The 22,118-nt window shown below is 57.6% G+C and carries 18 protein-coding genes; 8 read left to right on the plus strand and 10 right to left on the minus strand.

The features are described from left to right. The first annotated feature begins 79 nt into the window (after nucleotides 1-79). Nucleotides 80-868: an alpha/beta hydrolase gene (locus LOY68_RS20045; RefSeq protein ID WP_265039382.1), complete on the plus strand. Its 789-nt coding sequence runs from the start codon at nucleotides 80-82 to the stop codon at nucleotides 866-868. A gap of 134 nt (nucleotides 869-1,002) precedes the next feature. On the opposite strand, the gene LOY68_RS20050 is transcribed toward LOY68_RS20045, so the two are convergent. The 3 genes from LOY68_RS20050 to LOY68_RS20060 form a co-directional block, all read right to left on the minus strand. Continuing rightward, nucleotides 1,003-1,374 carry a hypothetical protein gene (locus LOY68_RS20050; RefSeq protein ID WP_265039384.1) on the minus strand — a complete coding sequence of 124 codons (372 nt, stop codon included), beginning with the start codon at nucleotides 1,372-1,374 and terminating at the stop codon, nucleotides 1,003-1,005. Nucleotides 1,375-1,574: 200 nt separating this feature from the next. Beyond that, a complete protein-coding gene (locus LOY68_RS20055; protein WP_265039385.1) occupies nucleotides 1,575-2,204 on the minus strand; it encodes a PQQ-binding-like beta-propeller repeat protein in 630 nt (209 codons plus the stop codon). Nucleotides 2,205-2,239: 35 nt separating this feature from the next. After that, nucleotides 2,240-3,460 carry a helix-turn-helix domain-containing protein gene (locus LOY68_RS20060; RefSeq protein ID WP_265039387.1) on the minus strand — a complete coding sequence of 407 codons (1,221 nt, stop codon included), beginning with the start codon at nucleotides 3,458-3,460 and terminating at the stop codon, nucleotides 2,240-2,242. Nucleotides 3,461-3,813: 353 nt separating this feature from the next. Here LOY68_RS20060 and LOY68_RS20065 point away from each other — a divergent pair, with 353 nt between their 5' ends. From LOY68_RS20065 to LOY68_RS20080, 4 genes are all read left to right on the plus strand, one after another. Further along, complete coding sequence (locus LOY68_RS20065; protein ID WP_265039389.1) at nucleotides 3,814-6,414, plus strand: EAL domain-containing protein; 2,601 nt, start codon at nucleotides 3,814-3,816, stop codon at nucleotides 6,412-6,414. A gap of 161 nt (nucleotides 6,415-6,575) precedes the next feature. Next, nucleotides 6,576-6,953: a low affinity iron permease family protein gene (locus LOY68_RS20070; protein ID WP_163913923.1), complete on the plus strand. Its 378-nt coding sequence runs from the start codon at nucleotides 6,576-6,578 to the stop codon at nucleotides 6,951-6,953. A 93-nt stretch (nucleotides 6,954-7,046) separates the two neighbouring features. Beyond that, entirely contained in the window at nucleotides 7,047-8,069 is a 1,023-nt protein-coding gene (locus LOY68_RS20075; protein WP_265039391.1) for an AbrB family transcriptional regulator, read from the plus strand. Between the two features lie 61 nt (nucleotides 8,070-8,130). Further along, complete coding sequence (locus tag LOY68_RS20080; protein WP_265039392.1) at nucleotides 8,131-8,337, plus strand: hypothetical protein; 207 nt, start codon at nucleotides 8,131-8,133, stop codon at nucleotides 8,335-8,337. Nucleotides 8,338-8,800: 463 nt separating this feature from the next. Here LOY68_RS20080 and katG read toward each other — a convergent pair whose 3' ends face one another. Continuing rightward, complete coding sequence (gene katG / locus LOY68_RS20085; RefSeq protein ID WP_265039394.1) at nucleotides 8,801-11,056, minus strand: catalase/peroxidase HPI; 2,256 nt, start codon at nucleotides 11,054-11,056, stop codon at nucleotides 8,801-8,803. 449 nt (nucleotides 11,057-11,505) lie between these two features. Between katG and LOY68_RS20090 the strand changes: the two genes are divergently transcribed. Both LOY68_RS20090 and LOY68_RS20095 read left to right on the plus strand, forming a co-directional pair. Then, nucleotides 11,506-11,994, plus strand: coding sequence for a hypothetical protein (locus tag LOY68_RS20090; RefSeq protein ID WP_265039395.1), 489 nt, complete (start codon nucleotides 11,506-11,508; stop codon nucleotides 11,992-11,994). A 503-nt stretch (nucleotides 11,995-12,497) separates the two neighbouring features. After that, complete coding sequence (locus LOY68_RS20095; protein ID WP_265039397.1) at nucleotides 12,498-13,466, plus strand: hypothetical protein; 969 nt, start codon at nucleotides 12,498-12,500, stop codon at nucleotides 13,464-13,466. 56 nt (nucleotides 13,467-13,522) lie between these two features. Here LOY68_RS20095 and LOY68_RS20100 read toward each other — a convergent pair whose 3' ends face one another. The 4 genes from LOY68_RS20100 to LOY68_RS20115 form a co-directional block, all read right to left on the minus strand. Next, nucleotides 13,523-14,590: an NAD(P)-dependent alcohol dehydrogenase gene (locus LOY68_RS20100; protein WP_265039399.1), complete on the minus strand. Its 1,068-nt coding sequence runs from the start codon at nucleotides 14,588-14,590 to the stop codon at nucleotides 13,523-13,525. A gap of 211 nt (nucleotides 14,591-14,801) precedes the next feature. Beyond that, nucleotides 14,802-16,916, minus strand: coding sequence for an EAL domain-containing protein (locus tag LOY68_RS20105; RefSeq protein ID WP_265039401.1), 2,115 nt, complete (start codon nucleotides 16,914-16,916; stop codon nucleotides 14,802-14,804). A 9-nt stretch (nucleotides 16,917-16,925) separates the two neighbouring features. Next, a complete protein-coding gene (locus LOY68_RS20110; RefSeq protein WP_265039403.1) occupies nucleotides 16,926-17,315 on the minus strand; it encodes a response regulator in 390 nt (129 codons plus the stop codon). Next, entirely contained in the window at nucleotides 17,300-19,030 is a 1,731-nt protein-coding gene (locus LOY68_RS20115) for a PAS domain-containing sensor histidine kinase (RefSeq protein WP_265039405.1), read from the minus strand. Before LOY68_RS20115 ends, LOY68_RS20110 begins: the two co-directional genes overlap by 16 nt. Nucleotides 19,031-19,332: 302 nt before the next feature. Between LOY68_RS20115 and LOY68_RS20120 the strand changes: the two genes are divergently transcribed. Beyond that, complete coding sequence (locus LOY68_RS20120) at nucleotides 19,333-19,581, plus strand: hypothetical protein (protein ID WP_265045812.1); 249 nt, start codon at nucleotides 19,333-19,335, stop codon at nucleotides 19,579-19,581. 160 nt (nucleotides 19,582-19,741) lie between these two features. Here the strand turns inward: LOY68_RS20120 and LOY68_RS20125 are convergent, their stop codons facing one another. Next, nucleotides 19,742-21,019, minus strand: a complete 1,278-nt coding sequence (locus tag LOY68_RS20125) for a DUF1479 domain-containing protein (protein ID WP_265039407.1) — start codon at nucleotides 21,017-21,019, stop codon at nucleotides 19,742-19,744. Between the two features lie 150 nt (nucleotides 21,020-21,169). Continuing rightward, a complete protein-coding gene (locus LOY68_RS20130) occupies nucleotides 21,170-22,042 on the minus strand; it encodes a helix-turn-helix domain-containing protein (protein ID WP_265039408.1) in 873 nt (290 codons plus the stop codon). Between the last annotated feature and the right edge of the window lie 76 nt (nucleotides 22,043-22,118).

Here is a 22,118-nt window from a genome sequence, read left to right on the forward strand (position 1 = left end):
AGGCTGCGATCTTTTGATCTCATGTTGGACTAGACTGCGACAATGATCAGCGAAAGCTGTCGTCAGCCCCGAGCAGTCAATGCCACCCAGAAAAATCAGCCGAATGCCACGAACCCTGGTGTACATCCTCGTAGCGCTTGCAGCCCTTTACCTGCTGTTGTGCCTGGCGTTGTTCGTGTTTCAACGCGCCTTGATCTACTTCCCGCAACCCGGCGCAATGACCACAGCGGACACGGTGCTCAAACTCTCGGTAGCCGACGCGGATTTGCAGGTATCCATCAGGCCCTACGACGGCCCCAAGGCGTTGATCTACTTTGGCGGCAATGCCGAAGATGTCTCGCAAAACCTGCCTTCGTTTTCCGAAGCGTTCCCGGATCAGGCGATCTACCTGCTGCATTACCGGGGCTACGGTGGCAGTTCCGGCTCGCCTTCCGAAGAGGCCATCGCGCGCGATGCCCTGGATTTGTTTGACCGGGTTTACGCCGAACATCCACAGGTGGCGGTGGTCGGTCGCAGCCTCGGCACCGGCGTCGCCATTCGCCTCGCCAGCCAACGCCCGGCGGCGCGGCTGATTCTGATCACGCCCTACAACAGCCTGTTGGAACTCGCCGTTCGCCAGTACCCGGTTTTTCCGGTGAAGTGGTTGTTGAAGGACACCTTTGACTCAGGCAAATACGCCGAACACATCAGCGTGCCGACGCTCTTGATCGCCGCTGAAAACGACGAAGTGATCCCGCGTTCGAGCACAGATCGGCTCTATGGGCATTTCAATCCAGGTGTGGCGTCGATGAAGGTTATTGCGGGGGTTGGGCACAACTCAATTTCCGAAAGCCCCGAGTACCTCAAGTTGATCAGCGCCGGATTGTGAGTGCGGTTATGGCGTTGAAATTCGTTCCCTGTAGGAGCTGCCGAAGGCTGCGATCTTTTGGCGTCTTTGGCAGCACCCGAGAAGCAAGATCAAAAGATCGCAGCCTTCGGCAGCTCCTACGTTGATCGCGTAGGTCACACACCCGTCGAACGCTTGGGCGCCAAGCGTTGCACCCAGTTCCCGCCGTTGACTCGCTGGCATTGCTCTTCGGAGTCGAACTGCACATGAGCGGCTACCGGGCTGACGAGCACTTCTGCTTCGGTTAACGCGAACGTGGTCAGTTCGACCATGCGCGCGCCCTGCCCGTTGGCCAATGCCTGATTTTTCTCGGCTTCGGTATTGAAGACCCAGATCACCCGCAGGCTGGAGGGGAAACGGGTGTAGTCGACTTCGTGGGTTAGCCAGGTGAAACCGATGATTTCGGCTTTGGCGGTTTCACAGGCTTCGGTCAGGGTTGCGACGAGGCGACGTTCGATGTGGGCTTGTTCGCGTTTGCTGGAAGCCATGGGGTGGTCCTTGTGGCTGGCTGGGGGGAGACGCAATCATACGGCACATTTCGGAGTGTTCTTTGTCTGTGCGGGCCTCTTCGCGAGCAGGCTCGCTCCCACACTTGGCCGCATTCCTTTCGGGAGAACGCGGTCACCTGTGGGAGCGAGCCTGCTCGCGAAGAAGCCATCACAGTCTCCGCAGAACTATTCATACGGGCTCATCTCGGCCGCCGCACCGCCCTCACTTTTCCACTGCCACCACCGCCGCAAAAGAACTGATCGCCACCATCCGACTCCAGCCCCGAAACACCCACCCCCGCCGGCATTTTCACGCTCTGCAACACCTCGCCGGTGGTCGGGTCAATCCGCCGCAATTCGCTCTCATCACCTTCCCAGGTCCCATGCCACAACGCGCCTTCGACCCAGGTCACGCCGGTGACAAAACGGTTGGACTCAATGGTGCGCAGGATCGCGCCGGTCTCAGGGTCGATCTGATGAATCTTGCGGTCGCGGTACTCGCCCACCCACAGTGTCCCTTCGGCCCAAGTGAGGCCCGAATCGCTGTTGCCCGGTGCGGGGATGGTGTGCAGCACGCGGCCGGTCTTGGGGTCGATTTTCTGGATGCGATCGGCGGCGATCTGGAACAAGTGCTCACCATCGAACGCAGTGCCGGCATCGGCGGTGACGTCGATGGAGCGCAAGGTCTGGCCGCTGGCCGGGTCGAGGGCGTTGAGTTTTTCGCCGCTGGCGAACCAGACACGCTGGCCGTCCCAGGTCACGCCATGCACGGCGTCGACACCGGCAAAGGGTCCATATTCACGGAGTATTTCAGCTGTTGAGTTTTTCATGATCGCTTCCTCAGTCACGGGTTGGTGAGGTGATCCTAATCACTGGGCAGCGGCGCCGTGAGTAACAAAGTCGTCGCGAAACCGGGCACCGGCGGGGTCATCCAGCGCCGCGCCCGGCCACGTCCGAATGACTGCACCTTGTCCTCCGCCGCCAGCGTATCGAGTGCCCGTTGCACGCTGCGTTGACTGGTGCCGAGCGCCAGCGCCAGAGCGGAGCTCGACCACGATTCGCCATCGGCAAGAAACGCGAACAACGCTGCGTATTTCTCCTCGACAGGCTGCGCCAACAGCACGACGTCACTTTCACCGCGCACCACCAACGCAAAACCGCGCGAGGTAGCGGTCACGCTGGCCAGGGGTTCCAGCGCCGCACGCAGGCGCCCGACTTCGACGCGCAAACGGGCGCGATGGGACTCATCGCCAAGCTTCAGGCGAAAGGCCCGGGCGATCAGCGATTCTCTCGACACGTCGCCCGGCCAGGCCTCGGCCAGCGCCCGAACGATGGCGAACAACACCGACCGTGAAGCCAGAGAAACCGACATGCCAGCACCGCGCACGCTGTAGCAGCAGGCGTCCACCACCAGCGACGTCGAGGCGAGCAGCGCTTCAACTTCCGCCAGCAACACCGGTCGCTCCTGACCATGGGCAATCAGCCGCGCGACGGGCGTGTCGAGGATCAGCGTGGCGTGCTCGACCTCGGCAGTCAGTGCCGGGATCGCGGCATCACGGGCGGCCGCTTCGGCTCGGGTCAGGGCCGCCCGTGCGGTGTTGGATTGCAGGCGCCGCATCGCGATTCCGGCCATCACCAATTCATGCACCGCACGCAGGGCTGGCGGCAACGGCGCGGGATCGAGTTCGGCGAGTGTGTGCTGCGCTTCATCCAGGAGTCCGATCAGCAGCAGACGCCGAATCTCCAGATACCGCGCATGAGCGGCATTAACGAAATCGCCGTGGGCCTCAAGCGTCAGTCGTGCGGCATCGAGCTTCTTGACCGGCCAACCGAGGTCCCGTGACGCCAACGCGATCTCGGCCTCGGCGACCACACATCGCGCTCGCGCCAACGCCTCTTTTGGCCCGAAGGCCCGCGCTGCTCGCTGCACCAGTGTCCGTGCTCGCAGAAGCTCGCCGAGCTGCGCCATCGCAATGCCCCGCAGGGCCAACGCCGCCGCGTCTTCACGCAAGGCGATGCGGTTCAGCGCACCGAGGGGATCACCCGCCGCCAGTGCTCGCGCTGCTGCGGTGATCAGCGAATCCATTTGAATCGCGCCACAGTGGTCACTCCTGCCGGTTGATGCACCTTGTTGAGTCTATCTCAGGATGACGGACCTCGAATTGATCCGGGTTTTGTGGTTGCTGGGTGGGCCTCTTCGCGGGCAAGCCTCGCTCCTACGAGGAGTAGAAGATCCCTTGTAGGCGCGAGGCTTGCCCGCGAAGGCGCCAGGCCAGCACCGCCAATTCCCAACGATCCCAACACTCTCCCCCACGCCACCTATACTCACGCCCATAGATTCATCAGCGACCGTCGCAAATGACTGGATCGCCGGGCAGCCTGACCAGTGCATCAGCCAGGGCCGCCCACCCGCCGCGACAATGGATCAAGGACGAGTGCATGGATGTCTCAGCCTATACGGCCCCCGCTCCCACGCGACAAAACCTTGTAACCCGACGCCTGGCTTTTGCGATGGCGATTCTGTTTATCGTCGGCGTGTGCATGGTGGTCGGCGCGCTGTTCAGCATCGCCACCGGCCTCGACGCCGAAGACATCAACGACACCCGTTTCTACACCGCCCGCGCGCTGGAAAACCGCATCACCGCGTCGAAAAACTACATCACCAGTTACGCCTTCTGGACCTCCGCCTATGACCATTTGAACGGCGAAGTGGACACTGACTGGGCGTACACCCAGCAGAACATGGGCAAAACCATGTTCACCAGCGATGGCTACGAGGGCGTGTTCGTGCTCGATCGGGCACGCACCAAATACGCGGTGATTCGCGGGCAATTGGTCCAAGAGGAATTTTCCAGTTACCTGACGGCGTCTGCCGCCGCGTTGATCGAGCAGGTCCAGAGCCAGGAGGAACTGACCAAACCGGTGAGCCTGTACACGATGTTCGAAGGAGCGCCCGCATTGTTGACCGCCGAGGCGATCATGCCGAATGACGAGCGTCCGATTGAAGATCCGAAAACCACGTCAGTGCTCGTGTTCGTCGATCAACTGAGCACGGCCAAACTGCATGCCCTCGGCACCAGCTATGGTCTGGAAAATCTGAAACTCGCCCTCGATGGCTCCCTCGCCAAAAACCAGCAGCAAGTGCCGCTGGACAGCACCGGCTACAGCCTGATCGCCGAACTCGATCGGCCCGGCAAGCATTTGTTGTGGTCGTTGTTGCCAACCTTGGGTGGGACCTTGGTGTTGCTGATGTTGCTGACCGCATATTTCTTCCGCTATGCGCTGCGCTCGTCCCGATACGTCGACAGCAGTTATGAAGTGTTGCAAGCCTCCAACCAGGCGCTGGAAACCGCCAATCACGCTTTGGAGGCCAGTGAAGAGCGCTTTCGCGCGGTGGCGGAAGCGGCGTCCGACTGGATCTGGGAAATCGATCAGCGCCAGTTCATCACCTACTTGTCCGGACGCTTCAGCGCCGTCACGGGCTTCTCCGATCAACAATGGCTGGGACTGAACATCGAGCAACTGCTGTATTGCGACACCACACCGCTGGCCCTGTGGCTGAACAAACTGACCGAAGAAACCAGTGTCAGCGACCTGCGCTGCACCTACCGCGATCAGACCGGGGAACAGCGCTACTGCCGGGTGTCTGCGCGACCGATCTTCGACAACCAGCGCATCGCTGGTTACCGGGGTACGGCCAGCGACATCACCGATGAAGTCGCCGCCCACGCGCAAATCCAGCACCTGTCGATGCACGACGCGCTGACCGGACTGCCCAACCGCAACAAGCTCGCGCGCTATCTGGAAGAGGCCTTGCTGCTCAAGGAGCACTCGGCGCCGCTGACGTTATTGATGCTCGACCTGGACAACTTCAAACCGATCAACGATTCACTCGGCCATCCCGCTGGCGATGTGGTGTTGCAGGAAGTCGGCGCGCGTTTGCGCGAGTGCACCCGCGACCATGACATCGTGGCCAGGCTGGGTGGCGATGAGTTTGTCGTGGTGCTGCACAACATGGACAGCCGCAGCGAGGTCGACAAGTTCTGCTCTCGGCTGATCGAAAGCCTGCACCGGCCCATCCACTATGAACAGCACGCCCTGCATATCGGCGCGAGCCTGGGCATCGCCCTCAGCCGACGCCTGGGTTATGTGCCCAGCGAACTGATCCGCTGTGCCGACATTGCCCTGTACAAGGCCAAGTCCGACGGTAAAAACACTTGGTGCTATTTCGAAGCGCACATGAGCGACCAGATCCAGCATCGTCGCCAACTGGAAAACGACCTGCGGCTGGCGGTGCAACGACATGAGTTTGTGCTGCATTACCAGCCGCGCTACAAAGTGGACGGCAAGGAAATCGTCTCGGTTGAAGCGCTGGTCCGCTGGCAGCATCCGAGCCAAGGGCTGCTGGGGCCGGACTTGTTCATTCCGTTGGCCGAACAAACTGACCTGATCGTGCCGCTGGGTCGCTGGGTCCTGCGCGAAGCCTGTGAGACCGCGCTCACCTGGCCGGACAACCTCATGCTATCGGTCAACCTGTCCCCGGCCCAATTCGCCCGCAGCGACGTGGTCGAGGATGTCCGCGAGGTACTGGTCGAAACGCGCTTCCCGGCCAGCCGTCTCGAACTGGAGATCACCGAAAACGTGATGCTCAACGACATCGACGGCGCCCTCACCACCATGAATGCCTTGAAGGAACTCGGCGTGCGCCTGAACATGGACGACTTCGGCACCGGCTATTCTTCGCTGGGCTACCTGCGCGCCTACCCGTTCGATGGCATCAAAATCGACAAACGCTTCATCGCCTCGATGGGCAGCGGCGGCAACGACCGCGCCGTGGTGCAGGCAATCATCGGGCTGGGCAAAGCCATGGGCCTGACTGTCACCGCCGAAGGCGTCGAAACCGAAGAACAGCTGAACATCCTCGGCGCCGATCAATGCCACGAAGTGCAAGGCTTCTACATGAGCCGCCCGATCGACAAACAAGCCTTCAGACAACTGCTCAGCCAGTCCCGCCCCCGACCAACACCTCCTCCCCTGTAGGAGCGAGGCTCGCCCGCGAAGAGACCCTCAACACCACCACAGCCCGCAAGCCAGACACCTCCAGCCAAAAAAACGACATTTCGTCGGACTGTCTAAATGTAAAAAAGAATTTCAAGAACTCGCCGCAGTCCATGGTTCACCCACCCTCAGGAACCACGGCCATGAAATTCGCAAAATTCTGTCAATCCCTCTCCAACTGGGCCGGCAGCTCCAAAACCTTCCTGCTCGCCATTGCCCTGATCGGCATCTGGGCGTGCACCGGGCCGTATTTCCATTACAACGACACCTGGCAACTGATCATCAACACCTCGACCACCATCATCACCTTCCTGATGGTTTTCCTGATTCAAAACACCCAAAACCGCGACAACGACATTCTGCATTTGAAAATCGACGAGCTGCTTCGCGCCACCCACGAAGCGCAAAACGCGGCACTGTGCCTGGACAAGCTCGGGACCAAAGAACTGCGCGCCCTGCGTGAGCAATACAGCACGATGGGGGAAAGCGCGCCGATGCAGATTCCGACGCCTGTGGAATAAGCGCAGCGCCTTTTGCTTGACGCTGCAGGCGAATCAATGGGAGAACGTGCATGGTTTGAAACATTGAGAAACAACTAGAATCAAGGAAGACTCATGAAAACCCTACTGTGTTTGCTCATCGCCACAGGGGTAGGCGCGGCGTTGCAATACGCCGGCGTGCCCCACGGCCTGTTGCTCGGATCCATCCTCACGAGCGCACTGATCGCCAGCAACCTGCACTTTGCGCCGACCGTGCCTTTGGGCCTCGGCTACGTACAAGTCGTGCTCGGAATCGCCACCGGCCTGATGTTCAAGGCCTGGGACAGCCACACCGCCGCCGCGCTGCTCCCGAGCCTGGGCTTTCTGTTTGTGTGCCTGGCCGTGCAGATCACCGTGGCCGGTTTCTGGCTGTTCCGGGTGTCTGGCTGGAACCTCAAGGACTCGCTGCTGGCCGTCTACCCCGGCGCCCTCGCGGCGGTGTTCGATTTGCTGGAGTCTGAGCGGGCGTCCGGCAAAGTGATCGTCGTGCACCTGGTGCGGTTGCTGTCGATTACCGTGCTGGTCAGTTTTCTCATCCCTGCACAAACCAACCTGGTGCTCGCCGAAGCCTCGCCATTGCTCACGGGCACCTTGGTGATCGTTCTGTCGCTGATCGCCTTGTGCATCGGCATCGGTCGCGTGCTCCTGCGCATCGGCGTTCCGGCACCGTTCATGCTCACCGCCATCGTCGCCACCGGCGTCTACGTCAAGATGGGTTTCCTGCCGGACTTCCAGATGCCGCCCTGGAGCGTCAACTTCGCCACCGTCATCCTCGGCACGCTGATCGGTTCCAAATTCAAGGATATTTCCCTGGCGGATCTGGTCCGCCATGGGCGCTCCGGCGTGATGTCCGTCTCGCTGATGGTGCTCATCGCCGCCGCATTTGCAGTCCTGGCCTCGCGAGTGCTGGGCAGCGATCCGTTGTCGCTGTGGCTGGCCTACATGCCCGGCGCCATCGAAACCATCGCCATCGTCGCATTCAGTGGTGGGCTGAATGTGGTGTTCATCCTGACCCATCACCTGGTGCGCATGGTGATGCTGCACTTTGCCCCGGCAGTGCTGGTTCAGGCACGGCGCTGGCGCGAGAGTGAATCGTAGAAAACTCGAACTCCCGCGATATCGGTGCCTCCAATGATTACGGTCAATGGAGGTATGCGAAATGAACGATGAATCGAAAGCAACGCCCACCGATGCATCCGGCAAGCCGGTGAATGTGGTGGAACGCGATCTTGAGGATCGAGATGACGATACCCGAGGCGTGGATGAAGTGATTACACCCTCCTCTACTCGGGTTAAAGAGCAGGATGCGGAGGAGCTGCAGAAGAAGGTTGATGAGATTGAACGCAAGGTTGCGGATGGCAACTGACTAAACAGCTGCCTACAAAAATTCCCGCTCATCGTCACCGGTTCAGCGGGCTTTTTGTTTCTTCACGTCGGAGAAATCGTGGCAAGGACGCCAATCAAAATGGTCAGCACCAGAAACCCACCCAGGAAAATCGCCATCTTAGCCATAAGGCCTCCTACCACTTGAGTTTGCGGCGCAACAGGCGCAGTGAAGTGTGTTCACTTCAGGCGGCCGGGCCGGTGAGGCATTGTGGGACTCGGGCTGATCTGGTTACAGAGGCAGATGGCACCGGAAAATACGGATCAGATCACCACGACCTTGTAGGAGCGAAGCTTGCTCGCGAAGGCGGCGGTACATCCAACATTGATGTTGACTGACACATCGCCTTCGCGGGCAAGCCTCGCTCCTACGGGGGTTGTATAAATGCAGGGCAAAAAAAAGCCCGCTGACCGCCACCGGTTCAGCGGGCTGTTGGCTGCTTAAATCACTTCAAATCAAACCGATCAAGGTTCATCACCTTGACCCATGCAGCCACGAAGTCCTTAACAAACCGTTCCTTCGCATCGCTGCTGGCATACACCTCGGCCAACGCACGCAACTGCGCGTGTGAACCGAAGACCAGGTCAACCCGCGTCGCCGTCCACTTCACTGCACCGGTTTTGCGGTCCCGTCCTTCGAACTGTTCCTGCGCATCCGACGTCGGCTTCCACTCCACGCCCATGTCCAGCAGGTTGGTGAAGAAGTCGTTGGTCAACGCTTCTGGCCGCTGGGTGAAGACGCCGTGCCTGGTTTGCCCGACGTTGGTGTTCAACACCCGCAGGCCGCCGATCAATGCGGTCAGTTCTGGCGCGGTGAGGGTCAGTTGCTGCGCCTTGTCGATCAACAGGTGCTCGGCCGGTACGCTGTAGCGGGTTTTGAGGTAGTTGCGGAAGCCGTCGGCGATCGGTTCGAGGAAGCCGAACGATTCGACGTCGGTTTGCTCTTGCGACGCGTCCATCCGTCCTGGCGTAAACGGCACTGTCACGTTGTGGCCCGCGTTTTTCGCCGCTTGCTCAACGCCAGCGCTGCCGGCCAGCACGATCAGATCGGCCAGGGAGATTTTCTTGCCGCCGTTGCTGAACTCGCGCTGGATGCCCTCAAGTTTCCCCAGCACGTTGGCCAATTGATCAGGCTGGTTGGCTTGCCAGGATTTCTGCGGTTCCAGACGCAAGCGTCCACCGTTGGCGCCGCCGCGTTTGTCGGAGCCACGGAAAGTCGAAGCCGCCGCCCACGCGGTCGAGACCAGTTGCGAAACGCTCAGCCCCGAGGCCAGCACTTTGCTCTTGAGTGCAGCGATGTCGCTGTCGTTGACCACCTCGTGATCGAGGTCCGGAATCGGGTCCTGCCAGAGCAATTCTTCAGCCGGCATTTCCGGACCGAGGTAACGCGAGAGCGGCCCCATGTCGCGGTGGATCAGCTTGAACCAGGCGCGGGCGAACGCGTCAGCAAGCTGGTCCGGATTCTCAAGGAAGCGTCGGGAAATCGGCTCGTAGATCGGGTCGAAACGCAGCGCCAGGTCCGAGGTCAGCATGGTGGGGTTACGCCGTTTCGACGGATCGAAAGCATCTGGAATGATCCCGGCGCCAGCGCCGTTTTTCGGAGTCCACTGGTGCGCGCCGGCCGGGCTTTTGGTCAGTTCCCACTCGAAGCCAAACAGATTTTCCAGGTAGTTGTTGCTCCACTTGGTTGGCGTGGTGGTCCAGGTCACTTCCAGGCCGCTGGTGATGGTGTCCGGCCCTTTGCCGGTGCCGAAACTGTTCTTCCAGCCGAAGCCCTGTTGTTCCAGGCCCGCCGCTTCCGGCTCTGCACCGACATTGTCGGCAGGTCCGGCGCCGTGGGTCTTGCCGAAGGCGTGGCCGCCGGCGATCAGCGCCACGGTTTCTTCATCGTTCATGGCCATGCGGCCGAAAGTCTCGCGGATGTCCAGGGCAGACTTGACCGGGTCGGGCTCGCCTTCCGGGCCTTCAGGGTTGACGTAGATCAGGCCCATTTGCACAGCGGCCAACGGGTTCTCAAGGTTGCGGCCGTGGTCGGTACGGCTCTCCTCGTTTTTCCCCGGCTCGGCTACCAGAGGACCGTCGCCCGGCGCTTCCACGGGAGGATTTGCCTTGTCGTAGCGGGTGTCGCCGCCGAGCCACTTGGTTTCGGAACCCCAGTACACGTCTTCGTCCGGCTCCCACACATCGGGACGGCCACCAGAGAAACCAAAAGTCTTGAAGCCCATGGACTCCAGCGCCACGTTGCCGGTAAGAACAATCAGGTCCGCCCAGGAAATGTTCTGGCCATACTTCTGCTTGATCGGCCACAGCAGCCGCCGCGCCTTGTCGAGGCTGACGTTGTCCGGCCAACTGTTGAGCGGTGCAAAGCGTTGCTGACCCGAACCCGCCCCGCCACGCCCGTCACCGGTGCGATACGTACCGGCCGCGTGCCAGGCCATGCGAATAAAGAACGGCCCGTAGTGACCGAAGTCCGCCGGCCACCAGTCTTGCGAGTCGGTCATCAGCGCATTCAAGTCCGCTTTGACCGCCGCAAAATCCAGTTTTTTAAACGCCTCGGCATAGTTGAAGCCCTCGTCCAGGGGATCGGACAGGGACGAGTGCTGGTGCAGGATCTTCAGGTTCAGTTGATTCGGCCACCAGTCGCGGTTCGTCGTGCCACCGCCAGCGGCGTGATTGAACGGGCATTTCGATTCAGTTGCCATGTAAGAGCTACCTTTGGTCGTGTTCATCCAGCTACCCGGCCCGACGGGCCTGCAATAGCAATGAGTGAAATCAAGGACATAGGCTGCTGGGCCAGGCAGTTCGATCAACTGCCCATAAGGCCACACGGGAATTCCAGAAATGGGCGATCGATTCGCCAGCACGCGGGCCCACGGCAAGCCTGTGACTCTTTCTTATCTCGTTATCAGGTCATTAAGCGGCCAGCATGCGCTGGCGCAACGGTAAGACTAGACCGTCTGGAGGGGACTGCTAATAGGCGCAGTGTTAGAGCGTGATAGGGAGAATCTTTTGTCTTTGAGGCTATCGGTCTCAGGCATCTGCCCAGCACAGGATCGCACGCGCTTCAATCGTGCAACAGGCGTAAGCCGGCTGAGTAATGGCAAGCTGCCATTTCACTTGGTAAGATCCGCCAAAACAATGGAGCAACATCATGAAACACAGGACTCTTTGCGGATTGTTAATCGCCAGCTCCCTCCTGGCCGGATGTGCAGCACCACAAAAGGTTGTAGAAGCGCCTTACTCATCCACCGAATACGCAGTGCTCAAGACCGAAGGCACAGCGACGGTCCAAGGGCAAATTTTCATGAAAACCCGTGGAGGGGATGTGAAATATGGTGCAGGTAGCACCATCTTCTTCGCCCCAGTCACCAGTTATAACCTCACCCGTTTTCAGGCTGTACAAGCACGCCAGCAACTGAAAGAGCCAGACCCTAGAGCCCAACCTTATAACCGCACCACCGTTGCTGATGGCTCGGGCAATTTTTCATTTGAGAACGTGGCGGCAGGCGAATATCTCATCTTCGGCTCAGTGATATGGGAAGCGCCCTCTCCTTACGGGCTTTCTACGCAAGGTGGAATGATTTCTACCAGGTTCGTAATAAAAGAAGGGGAAGTTAAGAAGATGATTATGACACATTGATTTAAATTCATAAAAAGCAGGTCACTCAACGGCCTGCTCTGCCATCTGAATGACACTTTCGAGTCTATTTAAAAAGCCCAACCCCCACTACTCAAAGGCTAAAATTAAATGAACCTCCCATTTCTGACCTCAAACACGATCAAAGAATTATTTGATAGCATCCGAAATGTGGGAATTTCTGCTGGCGTTTTTTACGCTGGATACACCGTAAAAAACATCCCTGCAATCAAACTCGAAAACCCGAATTTTGCTCATGCTCTTGGACACATTCTAATAGTACTCAGCTACTTATTTCTGGCACTTTGCGTACTTTATTGCTATGGACGATTGAAGGACGCCCCTGGCCTACATAGAGCAATTGCAGTTGCACTTTCTTTTATTTTCGCAGCCACTACGTGCCTTATTTTTCTTACGTTACCTATGTCGCACGGAGTCATTTATTAAGTGAAGCAGGGGATACTCCCCGGCGACACAAGCCCCACCATAACGAATTGATACATAAAATGACTAGAAAATCCAAACCACGTCACGACGAGATGAAAAAAAAAGTAGAAAACTACTCAAATGAATACTCAGGCGTCATTAGCGAGATTGAGCGCGCGGCCCTCCTTCACGCTTGTCTGAAGTCGGATCACGTTATTCGTGCAGCAACCACAATTGCATTCAAGCGCGTACCGACAAACGCAAGGCATGCATTCATTTATAGTTTTTCAATAGGGTCCGACTCGTTTCCTGCAGCCACTCAAATTGAAAGTGGACAGAAGGGTCAAAAAAAATCGACATTTCGAATATCAGTACCTATTGCATTTGTACACAATCTATTGAAAAACACCCCAACCAAGGGAGGCCTGCAGCCTCAAAACATAGATGACTACTATTTCCCCTCTATATTGATTGCAACGCTTGCTGCATACGCACACGAACTGGTTCATATTATTGTTGGGCATCTCCCAACGCAGGAATCAAAAGCACAAGAACTCTATGCTGATAGAATTGGAGGCGGTACGACATGGGGCTGGATTCTAAAAGCCAACATTCAACAAATCTGCGAAATTTCATCAACCAACATCTCATCCAACTGCCTCTATGGCTTCCTGCATCTCGCTTCAGCACTGAATAAAGAACATAACAAAGAAGGACTGTACTTACCGGTAGCAGGTCGCTTTGCCGCCTTCTGTAGCGGCGCAATATTCCTGGATGAGTCAAAAGGCAAAAGAGGGCTACACGAGTTTGACAAATTATTAATCACAGGCATTAAATGCCCGGACTCACGCTTCCAATCTGACACCATTCAAAACACTTACACCTTGATAAACTCAAAAGAAATCTTCATAGAAGAAGAGCTTTTAGAATTAATCAAACAGGAACAAGTGGAAAAACCTAAATGGTTCAACGCCTCACAGATGATGGCGCCGATCAGAAGAGCGTTACAGCAAATCGCGAAAAGAAATACAAGCGAAAAACAAGGTTAGACAGACAGTCCATTGCGGCCTGACTAATCCGGCCAGGCCACAGTGGAGCAGAGCAATCAAGCAGCGTTGGCTTCTTTCTTGAGGCTGCTCATATCAATCACAAACCGATACTTCACATCGCCCTTCAACATCCGGCCATAGGCTTCGTTGATGTCCTGAATGTTGATCATCTCGATATCCGAAACAATCCCGTGCTGGGCGCAGAAATCCAGCATGTCCTGGGTTTCCTGAATCCCGCCAATCAACGAACCGGCCAGACTGCGGCGCTTGAAGATCAGGTTGAACACCGACGGCGATGGATGCGGACTGTCCGGCGCGCCGACCAGCGTCATCGTGCCATCGCGCTTCAGCAGGCCGAGGAACGCGTCCAGATCATGTGGCGCAGCGACGGTGTTGAGGATGAAATCCAGGGTGTTGGCAAACTTGGCCATCTCATCCGGATTCTTCGACACCACCACTTCATCGGCGCCCAGACGCAAACCGTCTTCACGCTTGTTCGGCGACGTGGTGAACAACACAACATGTGCGCCCATGGCATGCGCAATCTTCACTGCCATATGCCCCAGACCGCCGAGACCGACCACGCCGACTTTCTTGCCAGGACCAACCTTCCAGTGGTGCAGCGGCGAATACGTGGTGATGCCGGCGCACAGCAGCGGCGCGACAGCGGCCAGATTGGCGTCACCGTGGGAGATGCGCAGAACGAACTTCTCCTTCACCACGATATTGTCCGAGTAACCACCGAAGGTGTTCTCGCCGCCAAACACCGGGCCGTTGTAAGTGCCGGTGAAGCCACTTTCACAATATTGCTCGTCACCTTCCGCACACGACGCACAGTGCTGGCAGCTGTCGACCATGCAACCGACGCCAGCCAGATCACCGACTTTAAACTTGCTGACGTTCGCGCCAACGGCGGTCACACGGCCCACAATTTCATGGCCTGGCACCGACGGATACATCGTGTTGTGCCACTCGTTTTTTACGGTGTGAAGGTCGGAATGGCAGACGCCGCAATAGAGGATATCGATCTGCACATCATCAGCGCCCGGGGCGCGACGTTCGAAGGTGAAAGGCTTGAGCGAGTCCTTGGCGCCTTGCGCGGCATAGCTGTAAGTCTTGGTCATTGCGATCGCCTTTTGAGTCGGATGTTGAATACAAGAGGAGTAGCGTGGTTGCTGAATCGTTCAAGTGGATGACAGGAGCGGTCGATTGAGCGTCGACCGTCTGGGGGACTTGGCGGCTAAATGGCGCCGTGGTGCGTACAGGGTACGACTTGGGTGGGTCGGAGCGATGGTTGCATTCTGCTGAATTCTTGCCTGATCCCGCTGAAATGGATCAGGTGAAGCACTGCTGCCCCTGCAGAAAAGACTCCAACTCCGTGACGGGCAGTGGCCGGCTGAACAGATAGCCTTGCACCTGATCACAACCGTTGGCCGTGAGGAACGCCAGTTGCTCGGGGGTCTCCACCCCTTCGGCGACCACTTGCAGGTTGAGGCTGTGGGCCAATTCGATGATGGTCCTGGCAATGGCCGCGTCCTGGGGGTTACTCGTGACTTCACGGATGAACGCGATGTCGATCTTGAGTTTGTCGATCGGAAACCGCCGCAGGTACGCGAGGCTTGAATAACCGGTGCCAAAGTCGTCGATGGACACCTTGACCCCCAGTTGTTGCAGGGTCTGCAAGCTGGCGATGGTGTGCGCCGTGTTCTCCATCAGCGAGCTTTCCGTCAGCTCGATCTCAAGCCAGTGGGGTTCGATCTGATGATCGATCAGGGCCTGGCGGATGCTGGCGATCAGATCACCTTCGATGATCTGCTGGCCCGAGACGTTAACCGCCACCTGGAATGCCCCTTTCCCTGCGCCTTGCCAATCGGCGATTTGCTTGCATACACGGGTGATCACCCAATTGCCGACCTGGGTAATCAGCCCTAGGCTTTCCAGTATCGGCACGAACACCGCCGGCGAGACATTCGCCTGCCCCGGACGCGGCCAGCGCAACAGCGCTTCAAGCCCGCACACTCGGCCGTCGGCCAAGCCGATCTTGGGTTGGTAAAACAGCTCGAACGCCTGCTGCTTCACCGCCTCACGCAACGCGGTTTCCATCGATTGTCGCGCCGAGGCCTCTTCATTCATTTGCGCCGTGTAGAACCGATAAGTATCCCGGCCAATCTTCTTCGCCCGGTGCATGGCGGTGTTCGCGTGCTTGATCAACCCATGTGCGTCGTCCCCGTCATCCGGGTACAGAGCAATGCCAATGCTGGCGGTCATCGCGGTTGATTGGCCACCGAGCTGAAAAGGCTCGCGCAGTGTTTCGCGTATGCGCTCGACGGTTTGCAGCGGGTCCACCTGGCCCTCGCGAATCATCAGGATCAACGCAAATTCGTCACCGTCCATGCGCCCCAGAGTGTCGCTCACATTCAGGCAGTTGGTCAGTCGCTGGCCCAACTCCGCCAGCATTCGATCGCCCAGCAGGTGGCCCCAGGTTTCGTTGACGCTGCTGAAGTCGTCCAGGTCGACGGTCACCACCGCCAGTTGCCAATGACTGAGCGACGCCTGGGTCAACCCCATTTGCAAGGTGGTGAAGAATAGTTTGCGATTGGGCAGCCCGGTCAACGTGTCGTAATGCGCCATTTTCAGCATGCGCTGATCGTTTTCCTTGCGCTGCGTAATGTCTCGCGCAATGCCGACGATGATCCAGTCATCCCCGGTCTTAAAGGCTTGGCGGTGGATTTCTACCGGCAGGAAACTGCCGTCCTTGCAGCGGATCTGCGTTTCCGTGGCTTCAATGGGGCCTCGGCCGGCGATGATCTGGTCGTACAAAACCTCCAGTTCTTCGGTGGAGTCGTCACTGAGATCGGCCGGTGTCTTGCTCAGGAGCTCTTCAGTGGTGTAGCCAAGCACTTGGCAGGCACGGCGGTTGAACTCGATCAGCCGCATGGTGCTGCGGTTGATCAGGAAAATCGCGTCGCACGACGCGTCCATGGCCGAACGAAAACGCTCGAGGTCGATGGTGCGCTGTTGCAGTTGCTCTTCCAGCATCAGACTGTGGCTTTTCAGGTAATCGCCAAACGCCTTGAGCCTCAGCAGGTTGCGCACCCGCAGCCACAACTCGGCGCTCTCCACCGGTTTGCTGAGGAAATCTTCGGCGCCCGCTTCCAGCCCGGAAATCCGCGCACTGTGCTCGCCGAGGGCGGACAGCATGATGATCGGGATGTTCGAGGTGGCTTTGTCCGTTTTCAGCTGGCGGGCGACTTCGAAACCGTCCATGCCCGGCATCATGATATCGAGCAGGATCAAGTCCGGCGGTTGTTGCGCAACCATGAGCAGGGCTTCTTCGCCCGAACCGGCCGTTAATGTCTGATACCCCTGGTTCTGCAACAGGATCTGCAGCAATTTGCAGACATGCGGTTCATCGTCGACGATCAATAAAGTAGCGGCAATGTCGGACATGGAAAGAGCTCAAGTAGAGGGCTGTTGAGGCAGATTGTTTTGCAGCAACGTATCGATGACCCGGTAGAGCTCTTTGTAGCGTAACGGCTTGATAATGTAGGCATTGCAGCCCGCCAGGCGGGTTTTTTCCTCGTCTTCCTTCATGGCCATGGCGGTGAGCGCGATCACCGGGATCGCCGCTGTCAGCGCATCGCTTTTGAGCAGCGAGGTGGCCTTCAGGCCATCCATTCCCGGCAACTGGATGTCCATGAGAATCAGCGCCGGCTGCCGCTCGCGCGCCAGTTTCAGGCCGGTTTCCGCATCGGCCGCGCACACGACACTGTGCCCGGCACTGGTGAGCAGCAGCCGGGCCAGACGCATGTTGGCGGCGTTGTCTTCGACGATCAGGATTTCAGCCACGGCGCCTCCACACTGGGGGAACGACGGATAGGCAACCACGCCACAAATCGGGCGCCCGTGCCTTCACGACTGGCCACGGCGACACTGCCGCCATGGAGTTCAGTCAGTTGCTTGACCATTGCCAAGCCTAGACCGGTGCCCTCGAATTTACGCGCCAGACTGCTATCGATCTGACTGAAGGCCCTGAATAACTTGTCCATATCGCTCTGGGCGATGCCGATACCGGTGTCGCTGACACTCAGCTCCAGAAATTCCTCATAGTCGCTGTCCGCGAGCTGGAAGCCGTACGCTGGCCAGTCTCCCTCGATCGTGCCCACTTGAGCCCTTTCGACCTGGCGCACCGCCACGGTCACCACGTCGCCCGGTGCACTGAATTTCACGGCATTGGCCAACAGGTTGTAGATGATCTGTTTGGTCTTGCGCAGATCGAGTTCGAAGGTGCCGAGCTCGGCATCGGTCTCGAGTTTCAACTGGATGCGTTGCAGCGCGGCTTTCTCGCGCACGATCAACAAACTGTTGCTCAGCAGGCTTTGCAGTTCGACCGGCTCCAGTTCCAGTTCCATCATCCCGGCTTCGACCTTGGACAGGTCGAGGATGTCATTGATGAGTGACAGCAAGTGCTGGCCACTGGTGAAGATGTCGCCGATGTACTCGCGCTGGGTATCGGTCATATCACCAACCATGCCGTCCTTGAGCGCCTCGGAAAAACCGATGATGGCGTTCAGCGGCGTGCGCAGTTCATGGGACATGGTGGCGAGGAATTCGGACTTCATGTGGCTGGCGTGTTCAAGCTCGATATTCTTCTCTTCCAGCGTGCGCTCGAAGCGCTTGCGCTCCGTCACATCCCGGGCGGCGGCGAACACGCCTTGCAGCTTGCGATCGCGGTCATGAAATGTCGCCGCGTTATAGGAAACGACGGTTTCGGTGCCATCGTAGGCGCGCACGGTGAGCTCGTAATCGCTGACTTTGTTTTCACTGAGTACACGCTTGATCGCCGCGTCAGCACGGGCCGGGTCGGTGAAAAAGTTCTTGCACGGTGCGCCGATCAATTCGTCCCGGGTCCGCCCCGTCAACGCCATCATCTGTTTGTTGACGTCGGTAATGATGCCCTGGGGATTGGTCATCATCAGGGCATCGATGTTCGACTCGATCAATGACCGCGTATAAAACTGCTGGTCGCGCAGACGCTGATCCAGCAACGCCTGCGCGGCTTCTTCCTGCTTGCGCGCGGTGTTATCGGTGCCGATCAGCAGATAGCCGATGATGGTTTCAGTGCTGTCGCGCAACGAGGTGACCGACACCATCGCCGACAGCCGGCTGCCATCCTTGCGGATGTAGGTCAGCTCATAGATATCTTCAATACCTCGGGACGCCTTGAATACCAGCGCTTCAAACCCAGGCGTGATCGGTGTCTTGAGCTCCAGGCTGAGCGCAGCGGCGCGGGTAATCAATTCGTCGGCATCGGAAATGTCGGCCGGGGTGATCTTGTTGATTACGTCTTCCGACAGATAACCGAGCATGCGTTCGGCGCCGACATTGAAGATCTGAATGACGCCTTTTTCGTCGGTGGCGATACTGGAAAAGTAGGCACTGTTAAAGATGGCGTCTTGAAGGGCGCCGGTCTTGAGCAAGGTTTGTTGTCGGCGAAACTCGGCAAGCTTCTCGGCGCGAGACTGGGGCTCGGTGGAAGGACGATCTACTGGCGGCGTGTCCATTGATTCGTTTCCCGTTAACTCGCGAACCTGACCGTGATGACGGTGCCGTAAAGCGAGCTTACGGAAATCGCCCAAATGAGCGACCAGAGGTTTTTACACGATAGCAGAGGTACTGCACGGAGGTTACGCAGGGAAGCTTTCGTCAGTCTTTCAGTTCACGGGGTTTGCTGACTCGGTGCATCCCCTCCCCCAACCTGTCTCGACGCATCAAAAAATTTGAACCGCTCCTGAACGCACTCGCCTAATGATTAGCTTGTGGACAATCCCACAGGCCATGTGCCAATACCGGCATGCTCCGAGAGGTGGTTAACGTGGCTAAAGACGAGAAGAAAAGCAAAGGCGAAGCATCGAAAGCCAGCAAGGATTTGAAAGACAAAAAGGCATCGCCGGCCAAGAAATCAGCGGCGGCCTCGGCTCTTTCGAAATCTTCCGAAAAGAAAGACAAGAAAAAAGACGCCGAACCAAAGAAATCGGCAAAAAAAGCTGACAGCAAGCCTGAAAAGGCCAAGAAGCCAGAGAAGGCAGACAAGCCGGCTAAAAAGAAAAAATGACATCCGCTATACGCTAGGGCGTTGCGCCCTCTGTTTGAATACGGCGGAGTTGATCCACAGTCAATTGATCCGATGGATGTTGACGGGCACTGCAACGCAGTGCCCGTCGTACTTCATGGTATCCGCGACGGCTTTGGGAAGGAGGTTGCGCGAGCCATGGTCATTTGGGGTCGTCCAACCCCAGTCCCGCACGGCCAATGGCGTTCAGGTTGTCTTGGGTAAACCGGTCCTCCCATGACTTTTCATAATCTTCACGGGGGAAGTCATCGGGAGAGGCTCCCTTCTCGAATGCGCGAAAAACATCGTGGGCGTAACGCAGATTTTTAGGGCACATGGGTGCCGCAGGCACATACATGACGTTGCCCCAGCCTTGCTGATCGTCGACTGGTGCGACGCTATGAATCACATCGCAATGCCACCAGACAGAGTCGCCTGCCTGGATGTCAGGAATGGGTGTAAGACCTTCCACCAATAGCGAATGCCACTTTTGCGAAACCGGAAGAACTTTGCCCGGTGCGACGCCGCACAATTCGTCCTCAGGCACATCATCGAGCAAGGGCCGCAAAAGCATATAGGCCATGGCTTCAGGAATAGGCAAGGTGTGCAAAACACCTTGATCGGCCTTCATGTCCGAGAGCGCGGTCCACCCCTGGAAGGTGCGGAACGCCGAGCACTTGACCGTATCCTTGTAGGCATACTCATCGACTTCCGTGCGGAAGGCAGCATCCCATGGATCATAGGACTCAAATTCGTTGCTATAGATTTTGTCGAACACCTTCAGATAAGCCGGATGCAGCCAACGCTCCAGTGCGCCTGAGTCGGTATGGGGGCCCAGTCCTTTGGAATGGGTTCCCGGCGGGCGGCGACGGACGCGGTCAGGATAGAGTGCGTTGACATCGGGGTTGAACCAGGATTGGCCGTGGGAGTTTGTCTTCCACAAACGATTCAAGAACGACTGGGCCTTGCCCATCCTCTCGTCTTGACGCAGTTGCATCTGGGAACGAGACCAATAGATGGGAAAGATCTCGGGACGAGACGCCTCCAGGCTGCCAAAGAACTGGTCAGCCGGACCGCGATAAACACTGTCGAATTCATTCTTGTCCAGGTAATCCAGAAGTCCTTTATCCCACGCCAGTACTTGATCTCGGGGGAAGTGGTTTCTGATGACCACGCAGCCTCGGCGCTTGATCTGCGCTATCTGGTCCGCACTCACCTTTCCTTTTGCGATGTCATCAAATTCAAGTATTGGCCATCCCGAGCCAGTCCTTGCCTCCTGTTCTTTGATCGATGCGATCTCGGCGCGGATGAAATCGCTGACTTGGGCAAATAACGCTTCAACATCACCAATCTGAGCACGTAGCGTGCGCTTCATCTTGACGATGCTGTCCTGATAATTCTCTGGGAGTGCAGCGGATTCAAAGGCTTGATACTTACTCATGGCAGACCTGTACTTTTTTGTTTTTCATACAGGTATGGAAGCATCTCCTGCCACGGGAACGGCAGTCGGGTTAGGCGCAAATTCCAATACTATTGTGGCGTCATGCTCGGGCAGGAGGTGGAGCATCAGGCTGTCATCTACCGACCCGGACTATTGGAAAAGGTGACCATGCTGCCGCCGAAACTCCGACGGTGTCAGCCCCTTGAGCGCTTTGAATTGACGGTTGAACAACGCCTGAGAGGAATAGCCAACTTGCTCGGCGATGAGCGAAACAGTCGAATTACCCTGCATCAACAGGGCACACGCATGACCAATCCGCAAACGCACGATGTAATCCAGCGCAGTACAACGGGTGTGCTTGCGAAACATCCGGTGGAATGCCGACACACTCACGCATGCCATCTCTGCCAATGCTGGAATACTCAACGGGCGGGCATAATTGGAGTGCAGAAACTCCAGCACCCGATGAATGCGATCATCCTCAACGATGCTTACCCTGCCATTCGATGGCTGTGCGGGAAGGATTCTGATGGCGTCGGTGTCGCGTGACAATGTGTTAAGCACGACGAGAAGAGTAACCAGGCGCTCGGGGGGCTCCTGATTGACCATGGCCTCGATCATCGGCCGGACCTGGCGAGATGCTCGCTCGCTGAACGTCAGCGCGTTTTGAGCGACGATGAGTAGCGAACGAATCGATGCCATCTCCGGGAAGAGGTTCACCAGCGATTCAGCCCACGCCTCTGAAAACCAGATCACCAGAGCGGTATGCGGTTGACCTGCCCGAATCAACTCAGCTGACGACCAGCTGTGGGGAACATTCGGCCCTACCAAAACGAGATCTCCGTCATCGTATCGAGCCACATCGCTGCTGATGTAGCGATGACCACGGCTGTTCAAAGTGAGCGTCAGCTCATACTCGGGATGATGGTGCCATTCAAACGGAATGGCGTCGGCAAGCCTCCTGTTTAGCAGCGTCCAAGACGCGTTTGCTTGGGTAGGCACTTTCTCGAAACTGGCTTTCATGGCGATTTATTCTGCTTTTTTAGCCGACCAACACGCCACGATCGTATCACCAACCACTGCCAGGAAGACCCCGCCG

Source organism: Pseudomonas sp. B21-053, assembly GCF_026016365.1.
Taxonomy (GTDB): Bacteria; Pseudomonadota; Gammaproteobacteria; order Pseudomonadales; family Pseudomonadaceae; genus Aquipseudomonas; species Aquipseudomonas nunensis.

Coding starts and splice junctions, on each gene's coding strand:
- LOY68_RS20125 (WP_265039407.1), bottom strand. CDS start 21,019: ATGAGTAAGTATCAAGCCTTTGAATCCGCTGCACTCCCAGAGAATTAT.
- LOY68_RS20050 (WP_265039384.1), bottom strand. CDS start 1,374: ATGGCTTCCAGCAAACGCGAACAAGCCCACATCGAACGTCGCCTCGTC.
- LOY68_RS20055 (WP_265039385.1), bottom strand. CDS start 2,204: ATGAAAAACTCAACAGCTGAAATACTCCGTGAATATGGACCCTTTGCC.
- LOY68_RS20090 (WP_265039395.1), top strand. CDS start 11,506: ATGAAACACAGGACTCTTTGCGGATTGTTAATCGCCAGCTCCCTCCTG.
- LOY68_RS20070 (WP_163913923.1), top strand. CDS start 6,576: ATGAAATTCGCAAAATTCTGTCAATCCCTCTCCAACTGGGCCGGCAGC.
- LOY68_RS20095 (WP_265039397.1), top strand. CDS start 12,498: ATGACTAGAAAATCCAAACCACGTCACGACGAGATGAAAAAAAAAGTA.
- LOY68_RS20100 (WP_265039399.1), bottom strand. CDS start 14,590: ATGACCAAGACTTACAGCTATGCCGCGCAAGGCGCCAAGGACTCGCTC.
- LOY68_RS20060 (WP_265039387.1), bottom strand. CDS start 3,460: ATGGATTCGCTGATCACCGCAGCAGCGCGAGCACTGGCGGCGGGTGAT.
- LOY68_RS20045 (WP_265039382.1), top strand. CDS start 80: ATGCCACCCAGAAAAATCAGCCGAATGCCACGAACCCTGGTGTACATC.
- LOY68_RS20075 (WP_265039391.1), top strand. CDS start 7,047: ATGAAAACCCTACTGTGTTTGCTCATCGCCACAGGGGTAGGCGCGGCG.
- katG (WP_265039394.1), bottom strand. CDS start 11,056: ATGGCAACTGAATCGAAATGCCCGTTCAATCACGCCGCTGGCGGTGGC.
- LOY68_RS20105 (WP_265039401.1), bottom strand. CDS start 16,916: ATGTCCGACATTGCCGCTACTTTATTGATCGTCGACGATGAACCGCAT.
- LOY68_RS20080 (WP_265039392.1), top strand. CDS start 8,131: ATGAACGATGAATCGAAAGCAACGCCCACCGATGCATCCGGCAAGCCG.
- LOY68_RS20065 (WP_265039389.1), top strand. CDS start 3,814: ATGGATGTCTCAGCCTATACGGCCCCCGCTCCCACGCGACAAAACCTT.
- LOY68_RS20130 (WP_265039408.1), bottom strand. CDS start 22,042: ATGAAAGCCAGTTTCGAGAAAGTGCCTACCCAAGCAAACGCGTCTTGG.
- LOY68_RS20115 (WP_265039405.1), bottom strand. CDS start 19,030: ATGGACACGCCGCCAGTAGATCGTCCTTCCACCGAGCCCCAGTCTCGC.